The sequence below is a fragment of the Mesorhizobium sp. YIM 152430 genome (assembly GCF_029210365.1).
GTDB lineage: Bacteria > Pseudomonadota > Alphaproteobacteria > Rhizobiales > Rhizobiaceae > Aliihoeflea.
In genome coordinates this window covers 119,549-138,392 of record NZ_JARGES010000056.1, presented here as the reverse complement: position 1 = coordinate 138,392, position 18,844 = coordinate 119,549, and the positions used below count along the sequence as shown (strand labels likewise).

General features: G+C 65.9%; 13 protein-coding genes. 7 read left to right on the top strand and 6 right to left on the bottom strand.

What is annotated here, in order from left to right:
- The first annotated feature begins 230 nt into the window (after positions 1-230).
- A complete protein-coding gene (locus tag PZ895_RS18340; protein WP_275840426.1) occupies positions 231-2,396 on the top strand; it encodes a 5'-nucleotidase C-terminal domain-containing protein in 2,166 nt (721 codons plus the stop codon).
- Positions 2,397-2,577: 181 nt separating this feature from the next.
- Entirely contained in the window at positions 2,578-3,642 is a 1,065-nt protein-coding gene (gene hemH, locus PZ895_RS18335) for a ferrochelatase (protein ID WP_275840425.1), read from the top strand.
- 178 nt (positions 3,643-3,820) lie between these two features.
- Here hemH and PZ895_RS18330 read toward each other — a convergent pair whose 3' ends face one another.
- The 4 genes from PZ895_RS18330 to galU form a co-directional block, all read right to left on the bottom strand.
- A complete protein-coding gene (locus PZ895_RS18330; protein WP_275840424.1) occupies positions 3,821-4,276 on the bottom strand; it encodes an NfeD family protein in 456 nt (151 codons plus the stop codon).
- Positions 4,273-5,265, bottom strand: coding sequence for an SPFH domain-containing protein (locus tag PZ895_RS18325; RefSeq protein WP_275840423.1), 993 nt, complete (start codon positions 5,263-5,265; stop codon positions 4,273-4,275). The genes PZ895_RS18330 and PZ895_RS18325 overlap by 4 nt, the downstream gene beginning before the upstream one ends.
- A 62-nt stretch (positions 5,266-5,327) precedes the next feature.
- Positions 5,328-6,539, bottom strand: a complete 1,212-nt coding sequence (locus PZ895_RS18320) for an FAD-dependent oxidoreductase (protein ID WP_275840422.1) — start codon at positions 6,537-6,539, stop codon at positions 5,328-5,330.
- 57 nt (positions 6,540-6,596) lie between these two features.
- Complete coding sequence (gene galU / locus PZ895_RS18315; RefSeq protein ID WP_275840421.1) at positions 6,597-7,466, bottom strand: UTP--glucose-1-phosphate uridylyltransferase GalU; 870 nt, start codon at positions 7,464-7,466, stop codon at positions 6,597-6,599.
- Positions 7,467-7,771: 305 nt separating this feature from the next.
- On the opposite strand from galU, the gene PZ895_RS18310 reads away from it, so the two are divergent.
- The gene (locus PZ895_RS18310; protein ID WP_275840599.1) at positions 7,772-8,944 is read left to right on the top strand and encodes a lytic murein transglycosylase; all 1,173 of its coding nucleotides are present in this window, start codon (positions 7,772-7,774) and stop codon (positions 8,942-8,944) included.
- A 14-nt stretch (positions 8,945-8,958) separates the two neighbouring features.
- Entirely contained in the window at positions 8,959-10,203 is a 1,245-nt protein-coding gene (locus PZ895_RS18305) for a DUF459 domain-containing protein (protein ID WP_275840420.1), read from the top strand.
- On the opposite strand, the gene PZ895_RS18300 is transcribed toward PZ895_RS18305, so the two are convergent.
- Positions 10,204-11,202: a KpsF/GutQ family sugar-phosphate isomerase gene (locus PZ895_RS18300; protein ID WP_275840419.1), complete on the bottom strand. Its 999-nt coding sequence runs from the start codon at positions 11,200-11,202 to the stop codon at positions 10,204-10,206. It lies immediately after the preceding gene.
- Between the two features lie 135 nt (positions 11,203-11,337).
- Between PZ895_RS18300 and PZ895_RS18295 the strand changes: the two genes are divergently transcribed.
- Positions 11,338-13,032, top strand: coding sequence for an outer membrane beta-barrel protein (locus tag PZ895_RS18295; protein WP_275840418.1), 1,695 nt, complete (start codon positions 11,338-11,340; stop codon positions 13,030-13,032).
- A gap of 196 nt (positions 13,033-13,228) precedes the next feature.
- Here PZ895_RS18295 and PZ895_RS18290 read toward each other — a convergent pair whose 3' ends face one another.
- A complete protein-coding gene (locus tag PZ895_RS18290; protein ID WP_275840417.1) occupies positions 13,229-15,079 on the bottom strand; it encodes a M3 family oligoendopeptidase in 1,851 nt (616 codons plus the stop codon).
- Between the two features lie 142 nt (positions 15,080-15,221).
- Between PZ895_RS18290 and PZ895_RS18285 the strand changes: the two genes are divergently transcribed.
- Positions 15,222-16,706 (top strand): sigma-54 dependent transcriptional regulator, encoded by a 1,485-nt coding sequence (locus PZ895_RS18285; RefSeq protein WP_275840416.1) that lies wholly within the window; start codon positions 15,222-15,224, stop codon positions 16,704-16,706.
- 199 nt (positions 16,707-16,905) lie between these two features.
- Entirely contained in the window at positions 16,906-18,723 is a 1,818-nt protein-coding gene (locus PZ895_RS18280; protein ID WP_345803539.1) for a DUF882 domain-containing protein, read from the top strand.
- Positions 18,724-18,844 lie beyond the last annotated feature (121 nt).

Below are 18,844 nucleotides of genomic sequence, written 5' to 3'. Positions count from 1 at the left end.
GCATCTTGCGCACGACATGACGGAAAAGGAGCCGCGGGCGCTGCCGGCGGCTCTTTTTCGTGCCGTTAACCACTATCGGCGGATCGCTGCCGGGCGCACGCGCCGTCAGGGACAAAAGCGCTTGCGCCGGGCGGCGCCCGCGTGTGAACATGTTTACCAACGGCACCGCAACACGTCCGTCACATGAGCGTGGCAGGTGTCGATGGGTTCACTCCGGGAGCGTCAGAAAGATGAAGAAACTCACCCTCGTCGCAGCCATGTCGGTGTCGACGCTGGCCCTTTCGGCCGGTCACTCATTTGCCGACTATACATTGTCCATCCTCCATATCAACGATCTGCATTCGCGCATCCAGTCGATCAATGCCTTCGATGCGACGTGTTCGGACGAGGACGAGGCGGCGGGCGAGTGCTTCGGCGGGATCGCGCGCGTGGCGACGAAGATCAATGAGCGGCGCGACGCGCTGACCGGCGAGGACCGCAACGTGATCGTGCTCGACGCGGGCGACCAGTTCCAGGGTTCGCTGTTCTACACGACCTACAAGGGCGAGGATTCCGTCGAGTTCATGAACATGATCGGCTTCGATGCGATGGCCGTCGGCAATCATGAGTTCGACGACGGGCCGGCCCTGCTGGCCGACTTCATCGACGCGGCCGAGTTCCCGGTCATTTCCGGCAACACCGTCGTCGCCGAGGCCGAGACGAGCCTTGCCGGCAAGATCGAGGAATGGACGATCGTCGAAAGGGGCGGCGAGCGCATCGGCATCCTCTCCGTGGTGGCGACCGACACCGACGTCACCTCCGCCGGCGGGCCGAACGTCACCTTCACCGACGAGATCGAATATCTCACCGAGGCCGTCTCGCGCATGGAAGGCGAAGGCATCAACAAGATCGTGCTCCTGTCGCATGTCGGCCTGGCGCGCGACAGGGAGATCGCGGCCGCCGTCGACGGCATCGATGTGATCGTGGGCGGCCACAGCCACACGCGTTTTTCCAACACGGAAGAGGGCGCGGAAGCCTACCCGACCATGGTCGCCAATCCGTCGGGCCGCGACGTGCCGATCGTCCATGCCTACGCCAATTCCAAATATGTCGGCGAACTGGAAATCACCTTCGACGACGAAGGCAACGTCACGGCGGCGACGGGCGACACGATCCTGCTCGACGCATCGGTGGAGCCGGACCCCGAAATCGCCGGGCGGGTGGAAGAACTCGCCGCGCCGATCGAGGAACTGATGATGCAGCCGGTCTCGGAGACCACGGCATCCATCGATGGCAGCCGCGAGACCTGCCGGGCCCAGGAATGCACCATGGGCAATCTCGTTGCCGACGCGATGCTCGACCGGACTGCGGAGCAGGGCGTGCGGGTCGTCATCCAGAATGGCGGCGGCCTGCGGTCCTCGATCGATGCGGGCGAGATCACGATGGGCGAAGTGCTCGCCGTGCTGCCCTTCCAGAATACGCTGGCGACGTTCGAACTGACGGGCGCGGACATCATCGCCTCGCTGGAACATGGCGTCTCGGGCATCGAGGAAGGGGCCGGGCGCTTCCCGCAGGTGGCGGGCATCCGCTATTCCTTCGATCCGGGTCAGCCGGCCAATGAGGGCCGTATCCAGTCGGTCGAGATCGAAGAGAACGGCGAGTGGGTCGCGCTCGACGAGGCGGCGACCTATGCCGTGGCCACCAACGATTTCATGCGCCGCGGCGGCGACGGCTATGCGCTGTTCGCCTCCAACGGCCAGAACGCCTATGATTTCGGCCCCGGCCTCGAATTGGTGCTCGCCGATTATCTGCGCGAGAACGGCCCCTACGAGCCGATGCTCGACGGCCGCATCACCAATGTCGCCCAGGCCGCGCCGACCGATCCTGTCGTGGATGAGGCGGCGCCGAGCGATGCTTCGGAGGAACCCGCGCCATCGGCCGAGGAACTGACGACGCCGCAACCCGAGGCGCCAGCCGAAGAAGCCGCGCCGATCGAGGAAGAGGCGGCGCCCATGGCCGACGAGGCCGCTCCGATGGAGGACGAGGCCGATCCGATCGAGGTCGCGCCGGTCGAGGAAGCCGCACCGATGACGGAGGAAGCCGCGCCGATCGAGGAAGAGGCGGCGCCGATGACCGACGAGGCCGCCCCGATGGAGGACGAAGCCGCCCCGATCGAAGCGGCGCCGGCCGATGAAGCTGCTCCGATCGAGGACGAAGCCGATCCGATCGAGGCCGCGCCGGCAATGGATGGCGGCGCGCGCACTCACACGGTCGTCGCCCACGATACGCTTTGGCATCTCGCCGAGCGGTATCTCGGCAATGGCGAGCGCTTCATGGAAATCGCCGCGGCAAATCCAGGACTGCGCAATCCCAACCGCCTGCATGTCGGCATGGAACTCGTCATCCCGGCCAACTGATCGGTTGCACAGGAGACCAGCGGGCCGCCTTTTGGCGGCCCGTTTCGTTTCAGGGGCGACGACGGCGTGTCTGCGGCCACGCGCCATATTGATCGATGCGCGCGAACGCCTAGTTTCCGGCCACGAAATCCGAACAATCGGGGCAGGCGGCGCGCGAGCGGGTCTGGCGAAGGAGACGGCGATGACGCTGCAAACGAAGATCGACGGTGAGGCTGCGCGGGCGATCGGACCTCTGCCGGACGGGCATCCGGTGGTGAAGGCCAAGAAAATCGGGGTTCTGCTCGCCAATCTGGGAACGCCCGACGGCACCGACTATTCGTCGATGCGGCGCTATCTGAAGGAGTTTCTCTCCGATCCGCGCGTGATCGAGCTCAACAAGGCGATCTGGTATCCGATCCTCTATGGCGCGGTCCTGACGACGCGGCCGTCGAAATCGGGCGCCAACTACAAGAAGATCTGGAACACCGAAAGGGACGAATCGCCGCTGCGCACCATCACCCGCGCACAGGCCGAGAAGCTTGCCTCATCGCTGTCGGGCGACGATCGCATCGTCGTCGACTGGGGGATGCGCTACGGACGGCCCTCGATCGCCAGCGCGGTCGACAATCTGATGAAGGCGGGCTGCGATCGCATCGTCATGTTCCCGCTCTATCCGCAATTCTCCGCGACGACGACGGCCACCGCGAACGACCAGCTCTATCGCGCGCTGATGAAGATCCGCCACATGCCGACGGTGCGCTCGGTGCCGCCCTATCATGACGAGCCGGTCTATATCGAGGCGCTGGCGCGCTCGCTCGAAAAACATCTGGCCGCGCTCGATTTCGAGCCGGAAATCGTGCTTGCATCCTATCATGGCATCCCGAAAGCGTATTTCGAGCGCGGCGATCCCTATCACTGCCATTGCCAGAAGACGACGCGGCTTCTGCGCGAGCGTCTCGGTTGGGACAAAGCCCGGCTGATGACGACCTTCCAGTCGCGCTTCGGCGCGCAGGAATGGCTCCAGCCCTATACCGACAAGACGGTGGAAAAGCTGGCCAGGGACGGCGTGAAGCGGATCGCCATCGTCAATCCGGGCTTTTCGGCCGACTGCATCGAGACGCTGGAGGAAATCGACGGCGAGGTGCGCGAGATCTTCGAACATGCCGGCGGGGAAAAGTTCGCCCACATTCCCTGCCTGAACGATTCCGAGGAAGGCATGGCGGTGATCGAGACGATCGTGCGGCGGGAAATGCAGGGCTGGGTTTGAGGCGTCCGTGTCGTGCCGACGCGGACGCTTCAGGATTCGGGCGAAGGGAACCCCCACCCTTTATCCGTCCTCTCAAGGGGGGAGGGAAACGTGAGCGTCTCGCCCTTCGGTCGATCCAGGTTCAATGCTGGAAAACAGTCGCAGCGGGTCCTTCGCACCAACCCTGCAAACCCGACCGCTACACTGCCTCCACCCGGAGCGTGGTGCCGTCCGCGCCGGTGACGCGGACGCGGGTGCCGGCGGCGAGGTCTGGGCCGGTGGCGAGCCAGAGCGTGTCGCCGAGGCGGATGCGGCCGTGGCCGTCGCGGATCGGTTCCTCCAGCGTCGAGACCTGACCCATCAACTGGCGCTCGCGCTGGTTCAGGAGCGGCTGGTCGCTTTCGCCCTTGTCCGAGCCGAAGGCGTAGCGGCCGACGATGACGCTGGCGAGGCTCAGCACCAGAAAGACGATGACCTGCGCCGGCCAGCCCCACCAGGCCGCTTCGCCGATCTGGAAGGACAGTGCGCCGGTCAACAAGGCCGCAATGCCGATCCACAGCAGATAGACGCCCGGCACCAGGACTTCCAGGCCGAGCAGGACCGCGCCGAGCACGATCCAGTTCCATGCGCCGAGACCGGAGAGGAATTCGATCATCGCTCGTCCTGCGTGTCTGCATCGGTGCTGGTGGTGGCGACGCTATGCGCCGGCACCGAGGGCAGGCGCGGGCCGCGACGCGGCGGCTGTTGCTGCTGGCTTTCATCCCTGAAGACTTCCTTGGCGATCTGGCCGATGCCGCCGAGCGAGCCGACGAGCGCCGACGCCTCCATCGGCATCAGGACGACCTTGGAATTCGGCGCAGAGCCGATCCTGGCCATCGCCTCGGTGTATTTCTGCGCGACGAAATAGTTCACGGCCTGGATGTCGCCGGCGGCGATGGCTTCCGAGACGACCTGCGTCGCGCGGGCCTCGGCTTCGGCCGACCGCTCGCGCGCCTCGGCGTCGCGGAAGGCGGCTTCCTTGCGGCCTTCCGCCTCTAGCACCTGCGCCTGCTTCAAGCCTTCCGCTTCCAGGATCTGGGCGCGCTTGTTGCGCTCGGCCATCATCTGACGGGCCATGGAATCGACCATGTTCGCCGGCGGGTTGATGTCCTTGATCTCGACGCGCGTCATCTTGATGCCCCAGGGACTGGTGGCGTTGTCGACGATGTGGAGCAGCCGGTCGTTGATCTGGTCGCGATTGGACAGAAGCTCGTCGAGGTCCATCGACCCCATGACGGAGCGGATGTTGGTCATCGTCAGGTTGAGGATCGCGTTTTCCAGTCCCGTCACCTGATAGGCGGCCTGCGCCGCGTTCAGCACCTGATAGAAGGCGACGCCATCGACGGCGACGATAGCATTGTCGCGGGTGATCACCTCCTGCGTGGGAACGTCGAGCACCTGTTCCATCATGTTCATGCGCGCGCCGATGCGCTCGATGAAGGGAATGATGAGGTTCAGGCCCGGCGAGAGCGAGCGGGTGTAGCGCCCGAAACGCTCGACCGTGTAGTTGCTGCCCTGCGGCACCGTCTTGACGCCGGCGAAGATGACGAGGAGCACAAGGATTGCGAAAACGATGATCGCAATCTCGAAACCGGACAAAAACATGACTGCTCCTCGAACTCGTTGCCTATGGAGAGAACTTAGGGGGCGTGGGGTCGCGAAGCAAATCAGGGGCGGGGAAAATCGAACAGATCCGCATCGCCGTCGCTGCGGCCGACAATCGCAGCCGACACGATTTCGCTGGCAATACGCGAATAGGTGATGCCGTTGCCGCCATAGCCCATGACGGCATGGATGCGCGGCTTTCCCGGCACGGCGCCGATGACCGGCAGGCCGGTCGAGGTGGAGCCGAACGCGCCGGCCCAGGCGAATTGCGGCGTGGTGTCGAGGCCGGGCATCAGCTTCTTCAGTTTGGAGCGGATGGCGGCCGTCTTTTCGGGAATCAGCGCGTCGCGCCGCGCTTCGTCCTGGAAATCCTCGTCCTCGCCGCCGCACACGACGCGCCCGTCCTTCGTCGCGCGCATGTAGAGATAGGGGTCGGAGGCTTCCCAGATGAAGGCTTGCTGCGGCCACAAGTTCCGCTTTTGCGGGCCGGTGGCGATGGCCCAAGTGGAAATCACCTGATGATTGTCGGCCGGCACGAAGGGCAGGAGTTCGTAGCCGGTGCACAGCACGACATGGGAAGCGGAGATGACGGGGCCTTCGGCGGTGGCGACCTGAACGCCGTTGCCTGAATGCTCGAAGGTCGTCGCCTCGACGCTTTTGTAGAGGCGCGCGCCGCGGCTGCGGGCGATGCCGAGAAGGCCGGCCGTCAGCTTGCGCGGATCGAGCGCCAGATTGTCGTGCGACAGGATCGCGCCGTCGCGGTCGATGCCGAATTCTTCGCGCAGCGGCTTTGCGGTCAGGTATCGCGACAGGAGGCCGGCCTCGCGGCGCGCCTCGGCCTCGGCCTGAAGCGCGCGGCCGGACAACTCGTTGCCGGCGAGATAGAGGGTGGGGCGCGGGACGAGGTCGCAGGCGATGTTCAGCGCCTCGATATGAGCCTTCAAGTTCATGACCGCGAGGCGCGAGCGGCGCCAGGCGCGTTCGGCGTCGGTGCGGCCGATCTTGAGCTTGAGCCGGGAGAGCGGCGTGTCGATCTCGTACTGGACGAGGGCGGTGGTGGCGGGGGTCGAGCCGAGCAGGGGACCGCGTCGGTCGATCATGACGACGTCGTGCCCTTCGCCGGTCAACTCCTCGGCCATCATCGCCCCGGAAATGCCCATGCCGACGATGAGGATTTGCGTGGTGATGTCGCGGGAAAGCCGGCCGGCGGGCACGGATGGCGCGCGGTAGGCCATCCAGACCGGCCTGCCGGTCCGAAGATCGAGCTTGCGCATGGAACCTGTCGCCCCGTTGATTTTGCGCTTCTCAACGGGGCTGCATCGCCTTGGTTCCTAGCCTGCGAGGCGCCTGACGATCGTCTCGATCTGCGGGCGCAGATCGGCGCGGCCGAGCGCGAAGGCGAGGTTCGCCTCGACGAAGCCTTCCGGCGAGCCGCAATCATAGGTTTCGCCGCGATAGTGGTAGCCGAAGAGCCTCTGGGTGTCGCCGAGCCGCAGCATGGCGTCGGTCAACTGAATCTCATTGCCGGCGCCGCGCGCCTGCGTGGCGAGAAGGCCAAAGATTTCCGGCTGAAGGATGTAGCGGCCGTTGATGTAGAGGTTGGACGGCGCGTCCGCCGGCTTGGGTTTTTCGACCATGCCGGTGATCTCGAAGCCGGCGCCGGCCTTTTCGCCCGCGCCGACGATCCCGTATTTGTGCGTTTCGGCCGGATCGCATTCGGCGACCGCGATGACGTTCGAGCCGGTTTCCTCGTAGAGTTCGACCATGCCGCGCATACAGCTTATGTTGGAGCGCATGATCATGTCCGGCAACAGCAGCGCGAAAGGCTCGTCGCCGACGAGATCGCGCGCGCACCAGACCGCGTGGCCGAGGCCGAGCGGCTCCTGCTGGCGGGTGAAGCTGGTGGTGCCGGCGGCCGGCTGCATCGACTGCAACAGCTCGATCTGCGCTGTCTTGCCGCGCTGCGCGAGCGTCTCGTTCAGTTCGAACTGGAGGTCGAAATAATCCTCGATATTGCCCTTGTTGCGGCCCGTCACGAAGATGAAGTGCTCGATCCCCGCCTCGCGCGCCTCGTCGACGACATACTGGATCACCGGGCGGTCGACGACGGTCAGCATTTCCTTGGGCACCGTCTTCGTGGCGGGCAGGAAGCGGGTTCCAAGCCCTGCAACGGGGAATACGGCCTTTCTGACTTTCTTCATCTGGCGGTCCATGGTCTCGAGGTTTCTCAGGTGATCGCGATTTCGTGATCGGCGCGGCGGCGTACGTTCCGTCGCGGACATTTTCATGTCAATGTTGGTCTGTCTTGAACGAAGGCGGTCGATTTGCCGCACGGAAAGGTTGAATCGGGGCTCGGGTCGGAGTGCATGGTAAACGCTTTCCTAACCGGATCGGTGCAGAATCGCTTCAAATCCTGAATCAAGGAGGCATTATGAGCTTGAAGACATTCGTGGGATCGCTTGCCGCCGGTGCGAAATCGTTGGGTGCGGTTCTGGCCGTGACGGGCATGACGATCGGCCTTTCCGTCATCCCCCAGCCGGCGCAGGCCGATGCGGGGTTCCAGCGGTGGGTGGCGCAGTTCCGTTCGGTCGCCCAGCAGAACGGCATATCCAACGCGACATTCGACCGTGCGTTCCAGGGCGTGACCGCGCCCGATCCCGACGTGTTGCGGCTCGCCAGCAACCAACCCGAATTCAATGCCCCCGTCTGGCAGTATTTCGACAACCAGATCAACGACCAGTCGATCGCCGTTGGCCGTCAAATGGCGTCGCGTCATAGCCGCCTTCTCGACCAGATCGAGCAGCGGTTCGGCGTCGACCGCCATATCGTGCTGGCCATCTGGTCGATCGAATCGCGCTATGGCGAAGCTTTGAACAACCCGTCCATCGTGCGCAACATCGTGCGCTCGCTGTCGACGCTCGCCTATGCCGACCAGCGCCGCCAGCGTTTCGGCAGCCAGCAATTGATCGCCGCCCTCAAGATCGTCCAGAACGGCGACATCGACGTCGCCAACCTTACCGGCTCCTGGGCGGGTGCTATGGGGCATACCCAATTCATCCCGACCAGCTATCAGGAATGGGCGGTCGACATGGACGGCAACGGCCGGCGCGACATATGGAACTCGATCCCCGATGCGCTCGGATCGGCCGCCAATCTCCTGCGCCGCAATGGTTGGAGTCCAGGTCACGCCTGGGGCTACGAGGTGCGTCTGCCCGAGGGCCGCAAGTTCCCGGCCGGCACGATGAGCCTGTCGCAATGGCAGTCGATCGGGGTCGTGCGTGCCAACGGCCAAGCCTATCCGCGCCCCGGCGACACCGCCGAACTGAAGGTTCTGGAAGGGCGCGACGGACCAGCCTTTCTCGTGCTGCATAATTTCAACATGCTCAAGCGCTACAACAATTCCGATCGATATGCGCTTGCGGTGGGTCTTCTTGCCGACCAGATCGCCGGACAGCCGCAACTCGCGCGCGACTGGAACCGGCCGTTCACGCGGCTTTCCTTTGACGAGACGCAGGAATTGCAGCGGCACCTTTTGACCCGCGGCTATTATGACGGCAATATTGACGGCAGGATTGGTCCCGCATCGCGCGAGGCGATCAAGGCCTTCCAGTCGCGCATGGGAATGAGCGCCGACGGTCACCCCTCGAAGGAAGTCCTGTCCCGCATTCGGGGGCAGTAGGAACGGAGCACGATTTGGCATCGCGAGGTCTGCGCAACGCGACGTTTTTCTGTCTGGCGATGATCCTGGCTTTCGGAGGCGTGCCGCAAGGCGCGCCTTTCGCCGTTTCGCCTGCCGCCGCTCAGCAGCAGCAACAGGGCGGGGGGCTCCTGCGTTTCCTCTTCCAGCGCAACCAGCCGCCGCCACAGGTCCATGAGGCGCCGCAGCGCCAGCCGCGAGGCGAGCGCGCCCAACCGCGCCGCCAGCAGCAAGGGGGCGGCCAGGCGCAGCGAAGGCAGCGTGCGGCAGGCCCGCGCGAGGCGACGGCGACCGCAGCCGCCGTCGCCAAGGCGGACGACGCGCGCAAGGTGCTGGTGGTCGGAGATTTCGTCGCCGGCGGACTGGCCGAGGGCCTTGAGGCGGCCTTCGAGGCGGACGCCTCGGTGGAGATCGTCGCCCGCCCGAACGGGTCGTCCGGCCTCGTGCGCGACGATTATTACGACTGGCCCGGCTCGCTCGCCGCGATGCTGGAAGAAATCGAGCCTGCCATCGTCATCGTGATGCTCGGCTCGAACGACCGGCAGGCAATGTCGGTCGCGGGAAAATCCGAAGCGGCGCGCAGCGATGCCTGGCTGAAGGAATATGAGCGCCGGGCGGCGCTGATTGCCGAAGTCGTCACGGCGAAGGACATTCCGCTGGTCTGGGTCGGCATGATCCCGTTCCGTCCGTCCACCATGTCGGCCGACATGCTGGCTTTCAACGACATCTATCGCAAGGTCGCGGAGGCTGCCGGGGGGCAGTTCGTCGATGTGTGGGACGGCTTCGTCGACGAGAACGGCGCCTTCGTCGCCAGCGGTCCCGACATGAACGGCCAGCCGACCCAGCTTCGCGCCGATGACGGCATCAACGTCACGCGGGCCGGCAAGCGCAAGATCGCGTTTTTCGTCGAAAAGCCGCTGCAACAGGCGCTGGGCTCCATACCCGCGCCGGAACTCGTCTTCTACGGCCCCGACCTGCCGGCGGGCTTCCTCGACGCGCCGCGCGAGGCGCCGCGGATCGACCGGACGCAGCCCGTCGCGCTGTTCGGCGCGCCGAGCGGCGGGGGTGAGTTGCTCGGCCGCAACATCGTGCGTCCGGTGCGTGCGATGACGCCTGTCCCTAGGGTGGAGGCGGAAGAGGACGAGGGCGGCGTGCCGCCCGGACGGGCCGACAATTTCATGCGCGAGCGCGCCGCGCCCGAGCCGTTCGATGCCGGGATCACCGGGGCGTTACGGCGGTAGCTACGCCGCGCCGACGCGCAACAGGTCGTGGAAGTGGACGATGCCGACCGGACGGTCGTTCTCGCACACGACCAGGGCGGAAATCCCCTTTTCGTTGATGATGCCGGTCGCGGTTGCGGCCAGCATGTCCGGCGGAACCGACTTCGGGGTGCGGGTCATGACGTCATCGACGGAAAGGGCGGCGAGGTTGCGGTGAAGGTTGCGGGCGAGATCGCCGTCGGTGACGATGCCGGCGAGCCTGCCCCCACCGTCGACCACGCAGACGCAGCCGAAACGCTTCTTCGACAGGACATGGACCGCATCGGTCATGGCCGTGCCGAGCGGAACCGTCGGCACCTCGTCGCCCGAATGCATCAGATCGCGCACATGGGTCAGGCTGGCACCGAGCTTGCCGCCCGGATGGAATGTCTTGAAATGATCCGGCGTGAAGCCGCGCGCCTCGAGCAGCGCCACGGCGAGCGCGTCGCCCATGACGAGCTGCATCAAGGTCGATGTCGTCGGCGCAAGGCCGTGCGGGCAGGCTTCGGCGACCTTCGGCAAGGCCAGCACGACGGTCGCTTCGCGGGCGAGGGCCGATTGGGTGCCGGAGGTGATGGCGATCAGCGGGATCGAGAAGCGGCGCGCATAGGCGATGATGCCGCCAAGCTCAGCCGTTTCGCCCGACCAGGAAATGGCGAGGATCGCGTCGTCCTCGGCAATCATGCCGAGATCGCCGTGATTGGCCTCGGCCGGATGGACGAAGAAGGCGGGCGTCCCGGTCGAGGCGAGGGTGGCGGCGATCTTGGAGCCGATATGGCCGCTCTTGCCGACGCCCGTCACGATGACCCTTCCGGTAATCCCGGCCAGCGTTCCGACGGCCGCGGCGAAGGGGTCGGCAAGACCGTTCGCGAAGGATTCGGTCAGACTTGCAAGGCCGGCGGCCTCGGTCGCCAGCGTGCGGGTGGCCGACTGGACGATCTGGTCGCGATCGGGAGCGGAGTTCGTTTTCTGGCGCAGCATGAAGATGCGATTAGCGCTCCTTTGGTCCCATGTCCATTCGCCGCGGCGGGCGCGGGCGATTTCAACACTTGGTTAACCAAGCCGCTTTACGGTTTCGTAAGCATGATTTTCCTCACCTGAAAGCGGCGCGGCCCGATGGCAGACACGAGTTTCCGGCTTCGCAGGCTTGCCGCCGCGTTCGCGCTCGCCGGCGCCGCCGGTGCGCTTTTTGCCAGCCATCAGGTGCTTGCCCAGCAGTCGCAATTGCCGTTGCGCGGCGACCTGCGCGAGGACCCCGCGCGCGACCTTCTTTTAGGACGGCCGCTTGCTGAGCGCAGCGTGCTCGACGACGAATCGGCGCGCGCGCAGGAGGCGTATCGCCCATTCAGCGACGGCGCGCTCAGCGAAGGCGAGCCGCTGGCAGGCCAACGCCGCCGCACCGACAGACCCGTCGCAGAAGCCACGCCGGACCCGTTCGCCGGCACGCCGCCGATCGAGATATCCGAGCGGCAACGGCGCGCAGGACCGGCCGGGCGGGAGAACGAGCCGGATGGCACTGCGTTGCGTGTGGATGCCGAAGGAGCGCTCGACGACACGGTCACGGCAACAGTCCCGCTTGCCGCCGTCGATGCGCTCGACCTCGAACGCAATCTGCGCGTGGGCAGCGACGCCTCGCGGATCAATTCCATCGAGACCGCGCGCCGCCTGCCCGACGACAACCCCTATGCGTCCATCGGCCTTCGTGTCGGCACCTTCGAGCTTTTTCCATCGATCGAGCAGGGCATCGGCGCAACGTCGAATGCGAATGGCGGTGCGGATGGCGAAAGCGCCGTCTTTTCCGAGACCATCGCGCGGTTCGACCTGCGCTCCGACTGGTCGCGGCACGAGGCGCGGCTGAACGGCTTCGGCATCGTGCGGCGCGATCTTTCAGGCGCGGAAATCCGCGATACGGAAGCCGGCCTCGACGGCGAATTGCGGCTCGACTTTGCGGGCGGCTATGAGGGGCGTGCGGCGCTGAGCTATCTGCACCGGCCCGAATCCGCGTCCTCGCCGGTTTCGCTCGCCAGCGCCGCATCTCGGCCGGACCGCCAGACGCTCGCCGGCGAACTCGGCATCGGGCGCGAGGTGGCGCGGCTGAGGCTCGGCCTGGCGGCAAACGTCACCCGCGACATGTTTTCCGACGCGCGATTGTCGGACGGCACGACCTTCAGTCAGGAAGATCGCAATTCGACGCTGGCGAGCCTCCGATTGCGCAGCGGCTACGAGGTTTCACCGGCGCTGATCCCGTTCGTGGAAGTCGAGATCGGCCGGCGCGTCTACGACAACGAGATCGATGCGGCGGGCTTTGCGCGCTCGGCTGACCGGCTGGCGCTGCGCGGCGGCATCGGCATCGACATCGCCGAAAAATGGCGGGGGGAAGTCTATGCGGGCTGGCTGTCCGAAAATCCCGACGACGATGCGCTCGACGCCGTTTCCGGGCTGGAGATCGGCGGCAATCTCGCCTGGTCGCCGCTGCGCGGCACGACCGTGGACCTGAACGCGCTGACGAGCGTTGAGGGAACCACGGTGCCCGGCGCGAGCGGGTCGCTGCTTTATGCCGGCAATCTTTCGCTGACGCGCGAATTGCGTGCGAACCTGACCGGCACGGCCGGGATCGGCCTCGACTATCGCGACTATGCCAATTCGTCGGCCTACGACATGACCTGGAGCGGGCAGGTGGCGCTGACCTGGTGGCTCAACCGCTATCTGGGGCTGACCGGCCGGGCGCGCTACGAGACGGTGACGAGCAGCGATGCCGGGCGCGAGAGCGATACGGCAAGCGTGTTCGTGGGGGTTCGGGCGCAAAGGTAGCGGGAGCGGGACGGCCGCTTTTTTCTGAATTGACCCCCACCCTTCATCCCTCCCCACAAGGGGGAGGGATGCCGTCAGCGTTCTGCCCGACGATCAATGCGGCACCCGGTTTGAAAGATTGCGCGGGACGGTGATGCCCTCCCTCCCCCTTGTGGGGAGGGATGAAGGGTGGGGGTCTTCTTCAGGGAATCCGGCTTCAGCCCCGGTCCAGCGCTTCCAGTTCGTCGATCAGACCTTCGATGACGGCGAGACCCTTCTTCCAGAAATCCGGGTCGGTCGCGTCGAGGCCGAAGGGGGCGAGGAGTTCGGCGTGGTGCTTGGTGCCGCCGGCCTTCAAAAGCGCGAAGTATTTTTCCTGGAAGCCGGGCGCGGCCGACTGGTAGACGCCGTAGAGCGAGTTCACCAGGCAGTCGCCGAACGCATAGGCGTAGACGTAGAAGGGCGAGTGGATGAAGTGGGGGACGTAGGCCCAGAAGGTCTCGTAGCCCTCGCGGACACGGATGGCCGGCCCGAGGCTTTCGGCCTGGACTTCGAGCCAGAACCGGCCGAGCTGGTCGGGCGTCAGTTCGCCGTTCCTGCGCTCCGTATGAACCTTGCGCTCGAATTCGTAGAAGGCGATCTGGCGCACGACCGTATTGATCATGTCCTCGACCTTCTGCGCCAGCATCGCCTTGCGCTCGGCCTTGTCAGTGGTGCGGTCGAGGAGGGAGCGGAAGGTCAGCATCTCGCCGAAGACGGAAGCCGTCTCGGCCAGCGTCAGCGGGGTCGAGGCCATCAGGGCGCCCTGGTCGGCGGCGAGCACCTGGTGGACGCCGTGGCCGAGCTCGTGCGCGAGCGTCATCACGTCGCGCGGCTTGCCCATGTAGTTCATCATCACATAGGGATGCACCGACGGCACGGTCGGATGCGCGAAGGCGCCGGGGGACTTGCCGGGGCGCACCGCCGCGTCGATCCAGTTGCGATCGAAGAAGCGGCCGGCGATCTCGGCCATCTGCGGATCGAAGCCCTCATAGGCCGAAAGGATCGTACGGCGCGCGTCCTCCCATGAAATGACCGCCTTCGGCGTCTCGGGCAGGGGCGCGTTGCGGTCCCAGTGGTTCATCTGGTCCATGCCGAGCCACCTGGCCTTCATCGCATAGTAGCGGTGCGAGAGGCGCGGATAGGCTTCGCGAACGGCCGAGGCAAGCGCGTCGACGACCTCGCGCTCGACGCGGTTCGCCAGATGGCGCGAGTCGGCGATGTCTTCGAAACCGCGCCAGCGGTCCGAGATTTCCTTGTCCTTGGCGAGCGTGTTGGTGATCAGCGTGAAGGTGCGCAGATTGTCCTTGAAGACTTTCGCCAGCGCATGGGCCGCTTCCTCGCGGACGGCCGGGTCGGCGTCCTGAAGCTTGTTCAGCGTGGGCTCCAGCGGCAGCGTCTCGCCGCCGACCTCGAAGCGCAGCGACGTCATCGTCTCGTCGAAGAGCCGGTTCCAGGCACCGCGGCCGGTGACTGATTTTTCGTGGAAGAGCTGCTCGATCCGGTCTTCGAGCTGATAGGGCTTGTCGAGGCGCAGGTCGACGATCCACGGGCGATAGCGGCCGAAGGCGGGGTCGGCGTCGAGCGCGGCGTCGATCAGCGCATCTTCGAGCCGATTGAGTTCGAGCGTGAAGAAAAGAAGATGCGAGGAGGCGTCGGTGAGCTTTTCCTGCACGTCGCCGTAAAGTTTGGCGCGCTTCGGGTCTTGCGTGTCGCCGGTGTAGAGGAGAGCGGCGTAGGAGGCGACCTTGCCGATCAGTTCCTCCAGCGCCTCGTATTCGGCCATCGCGCGGCCGAGGCCGCCGGCCGCGCCCTTCTCGGCTTCGTCCTTCAGCTTGCCTTTCCATTCGGCCTCGAAGGCTTCGGCATCGGTGCGGGCGCGGGCGATGTCGGCCTTGAGTTCGGGTCCATCCATCGAGGCGTAGAGGTCGGCGAGGTTCCACTCGGGCAGGTTGCCGAACTCGGTCCGCGCGCGGGCGGCGGAGGCCGGGGCGCGGACGGGCGCGAGCGGCGATGTCGAAAATGTCATTGAAATTCCTCGTGGAGCAAGCCGGTTTTCGGCGCGGCCGGTAAGAGTTCGTTCACCGGTCTTCTTGAGCGCCTGTTCATGGAGTTGTGCCAGTGTGGAGCATGTAAAGCTCGATAGGCAACGCAAAAATCGCGTGGGCGGCATGGCAGGCAGCATTCTCATCATCGACGACGATCCGGTTCAGCGCCGGCTGGTCGAAGCGGTCGTCACGCGCTTTGGCCACAGGGCGCTGACGGCGGAGAACGGGCGGATCGGGCTGGACAGGTTGCTCGCCGCGCGAACGGGAGAGATCGAAGCGGTCGTGCTCGATCTCGCCATGCCCGAAATGACCGGCATCGAGATGCTGGAGGCAATGGGGCGGGCCGGAATCCCGACGCCGGTCATCGTGCAGACCGCGCAGGGCACGATCGACACCGCCGTCTCGGCCATGCGGCTCGGCGCGTTCGATTTCGTGGTCAAGCCGGTCGCGCCCGATCGCCTGAAGGCGGCGCTCGAAGCGGCGCTGAAATTCGGTGCGCTAGCCGGCAGGGCGAAGGCACGGCGCGCGGCGCGCGGCGCGGAGGCGCGGATCGGGCTCGACGACCTCGGCGCCTCGCCGGCGATGGCGCGCACCGCAGCGCTCGCCCGCAAGGCGGCGGCGACGGACATGCCGATCCTGATCGAGGGCGAGACCGGCGTCGGCAAGGAAATCGTCGCGCGAGCCATCCGGGCGGCGGGATCGCGGGCGGGCAAGCCGTTCGTCACCGTCAATTGCGGCGCTATCCCCGAAAACCTCGTCGAGAGCATCCTCTTCGGCCACGAGAAGGGCGCGTTCACCGGCGCGACCGAAAAGCATCTCGGCAAGTTCCTCGAGGCCGATGGCGGCACGCTCTTCCTCGACGAGGTCGGCGAACTGCCATCCGAGGCGCAGGTCAAGCTCCTGCGCGCAATCCAGGAGGGCGAAGTCGATCCCGTCGGCGCGCGCCACACGATCAGGGTCGACGTGCGGCTGATCTCGGCAACCAATCGCGACCTCGCCAAACGCATGGCGGACGGGCTCTTCCGTGAAGATCTCTACTACCGGCTGAACGTGCTGGCCATTCCTGTTCCGCCGTTGCGCGAGCGCGTCAGTGAAATCAGGCCGTTGGCAGAACTCTTCCTCGACCAGGCAAGATCAGCCGCGCCGATCAGCGTTTCAGGACTGTCGGACGATGCCGCAAAACTGCTTGCAGCCTATGACTGGCCCGGAAATATCAGACAGTTGCAAAATGTGATCTTTCGCGCCGCCGTGCTGGCCGAGGGCGAACGGCTCGAAGCCCATGATTTCAGGCAGATCGGTGCCGAAATCGGCACCTTGCGCCCGCGCGAGCCGCTTGCGGCGGCACCAATCGCGGCGGAACCGCTCCATGAAATTCAAAATATTGAAAACACTCATGAAATGACGCTTGCGCTGCTGGATTCCCGCGGCGAGATGCGTTCGCTCGCGGAACTGGAGCGTCAGACGATCCAGGCCGCCATCGATCATTATGACGGTCGGCTTTCCGAAGTCGCGCGCCGGCTCGGCATCGGGCGCTCGACGCTCTACCGAAAGCTCAAAGAGATGGGGATCGATGCCGATGAAGGCCGCCTCGGCCGGCTCGCGTCTTGACGGTGCCCCAGGGTTAGCGATAGCCATTTTGACAGGCAGTCGACCACAGTTTCGCCATCCGCGTCGCCTCCATTCGCGACGTCCGCCGAACGTGAACGGCCGCACTAAGTGCTGATTAACCATTAGCGCTGATATTTGGACGACTATTGCCGTCCGGAATCGGTCCGGGGACACTCAACAGCCGACAAGGCGAGATGTTTTGATCAGTATCGCTGGAATGCCCAACACTCGGCGGATCATGAGCGGCGGCTTCGCCCGCCGGGCCGCGACGGCCCTGATGATCGCCTTCGCCTTTTCGTTCTGCGCCATGGCAAATGCCGACGCGCAGACGCGCACGCTGAAGCTCTACAACATTCACACCAAGGAACGCGCGGACATCACGTTCAAGCGCGGCAACCGTTTCGACCAGAACGGGCTGAACCAGGTGAACCACTTCCTGCGGGACTGGCGGCAGAACGAACCGACCAAGATGGACCCGCAGGTGATCGACCTGTTGTGGGAGGTCTACCAGCAGGTCGGCGGGCGCGAGCCGATCCACGTCGTGTCGGCCTATCGTTCGCCCAGGACCAACAACATGCTGCGCTCGCGCTCTTCCGGCGTCGCCGAGAAGAGCCAGCACACGCTCGGCAAGGCGATCGACTTCTACATTCCGGGCGTGAAACTCTCGACGCTGCGCGCGGCGGGCCTCAGGATGGAAGGCGGCGGCGTGGGCTACTACCCGACATCGGGCGCGCCCTTCGTCCATCTCGACGTCGGCAATGTGCGCCACTGGCCGCGGATGCGCCGCAACGACCTGATGGCCGTGTTCCCCGACGGCAAGACCATCCACACGCCGAGCGACGGCAAGCCGCTTCCCGGCTTCAAGCAGGCCATGGCCGCCTATGAATCGCGCAAGCGCTCCGGCGGCTTCGCCGTGGCCAGCGCAGGCGGCAGCGGCGGAGGCTCCGGCAGGGGCCTGCTCGCCACGCTGTTCGGCGGCGGCGGCGGCGCGGATGACGAGGAGGACGTCGCTGTCGCCGCGGCGCCCGCCCAGGCAGCGCCGCAGCGCCAGGCTCCCGTTCCTGCCGCGCCGGTGGCGCAAGCGCCCGAGACGATCATTGCGGCCCTGCCGGCACGCGCCATTCCGGTTCCGCTCGCCGCTCCCCGTCCGCAGGCCGAAGTCGCGGCCGTGCCGCCCGCCGTGCCGACGGTCGCGGCCGCCGCGATGGCCGAAAACTTCGACGCCCAATCCGAAGCTCCGTCTCATGAGGCTGCGACGGCCACGGAAGTTGCGCTCAACATTCCGCTGCCCACGCGCCGCCCCGACTACACGCCCGCACCGGAAGAAGCGGCCGACGCCCTGGTCGCGACGATCAAGACGCCCGAAACGGGCGTGCCGGTCGCCGCGCTTCTGGCCGAACGGCCGAGCCGCGGCGGTTCCGATGCGATCAGCCAGCTTCTGACGGAAGCGCCGAAGCCGGCCGGCGGCGGAACGCAGGTCGTCTCCGCCGAACCGGCGGCAGGCGACGGACGCACGGCCGGCGAGATCTTCGCGCTCGCCGCCTTGCCCGACACCGTTGCGGCAAAGCCGTTCGATCTCGACGCGTCGCGCACGGCCAACGGCATCGATGCCAGAGAAGCCGCGCAGGCGATCAAGCAGCAGCAGGTCGCCGCGCTCGAGTCCTCGCCGCGCGCCGCGCTGATCGCCCGCACCGAAGGCACCTCGCCGATGCACGCGATCGAATCGGGCGTGCGCACCACCGCCAAGCTCGGCAAACCGACCGCGACCGACGCGCGCCAGCAACGCCGCTCGCGCGCGGTCGAGGCGACGCCGGAGATGGCGCGCTGGGCGCTGGAGCCGGGACGCGTGGAACAGGTCCAGACCGGCACGACTGCGCCGTCCTTCGCCTACAACATCGTGCGCACGCCGCCGGCGCTGATCTACACCGCCGGGTTCCAGCGCAGCGATGTCCAACCCGATGCAAGCCGATTCTCCGGCAAGGCGGTGGAGTTCATGTCGGTGGCGCGATTTAACTGATTGCTGCCGAAAGACTGGAAATGAGAACGGCAGCCGGGTGGCTGCCGCGGGCGTCACGCACGACCTTCGGTGCATCACCTGGTTTGAACGATCGGCCGCTACGCAGACGCCCTCCCTTCCC

What these genes read in the sequence shown, in the direction of transcription:
- hemH (WP_275840425.1), top strand. Translation starts at nt 2,578, where the DNA reads ATGACGCTGCAAACGAAGATCGACGGTGAGGCTGCGCGGGCGATCGGA.
- PZ895_RS18320 (WP_275840422.1), bottom strand. Translation starts at nt 6,539, where the DNA reads ATGCGCAAGCTCGATCTTCGGACCGGCAGGCCGGTCTGGATGGCCTAC.
- PZ895_RS18300 (WP_275840419.1), bottom strand. Translation starts at nt 11,202, where the DNA reads ATGCTGCGCCAGAAAACGAACTCCGCTCCCGATCGCGACCAGATCGTC.
- galU (WP_275840421.1), bottom strand. Translation starts at nt 7,466, where the DNA reads ATGAAGAAAGTCAGAAAGGCCGTATTCCCCGTTGCAGGGCTTGGAACC.
- PZ895_RS18290 (WP_275840417.1), bottom strand. Translation starts at nt 15,079, where the DNA reads ATGACATTTTCGACATCGCCGCTCGCGCCCGTCCGCGCCCCGGCCTCC.
- PZ895_RS18285 (WP_275840416.1), top strand. Translation starts at nt 15,222, where the DNA reads ATGGCAGGCAGCATTCTCATCATCGACGACGATCCGGTTCAGCGCCGG.
- PZ895_RS18310 (WP_275840599.1), top strand. Translation starts at nt 7,772, where the DNA reads ATGACGATCGGCCTTTCCGTCATCCCCCAGCCGGCGCAGGCCGATGCG.
- PZ895_RS18330 (WP_275840424.1), bottom strand. Translation starts at nt 4,276, where the DNA reads ATGATCGAATTCCTCTCCGGTCTCGGCGCATGGAACTGGATCGTGCTC.
- PZ895_RS18295 (WP_275840418.1), top strand. Translation starts at nt 11,338, where the DNA reads ATGGCAGACACGAGTTTCCGGCTTCGCAGGCTTGCCGCCGCGTTCGCG.
- PZ895_RS18340 (WP_275840426.1), top strand. Translation starts at nt 231, where the DNA reads ATGAAGAAACTCACCCTCGTCGCAGCCATGTCGGTGTCGACGCTGGCC.
- PZ895_RS18325 (WP_275840423.1), bottom strand. Translation starts at nt 5,265, where the DNA reads ATGTTTTTGTCCGGTTTCGAGATTGCGATCATCGTTTTCGCAATCCTT.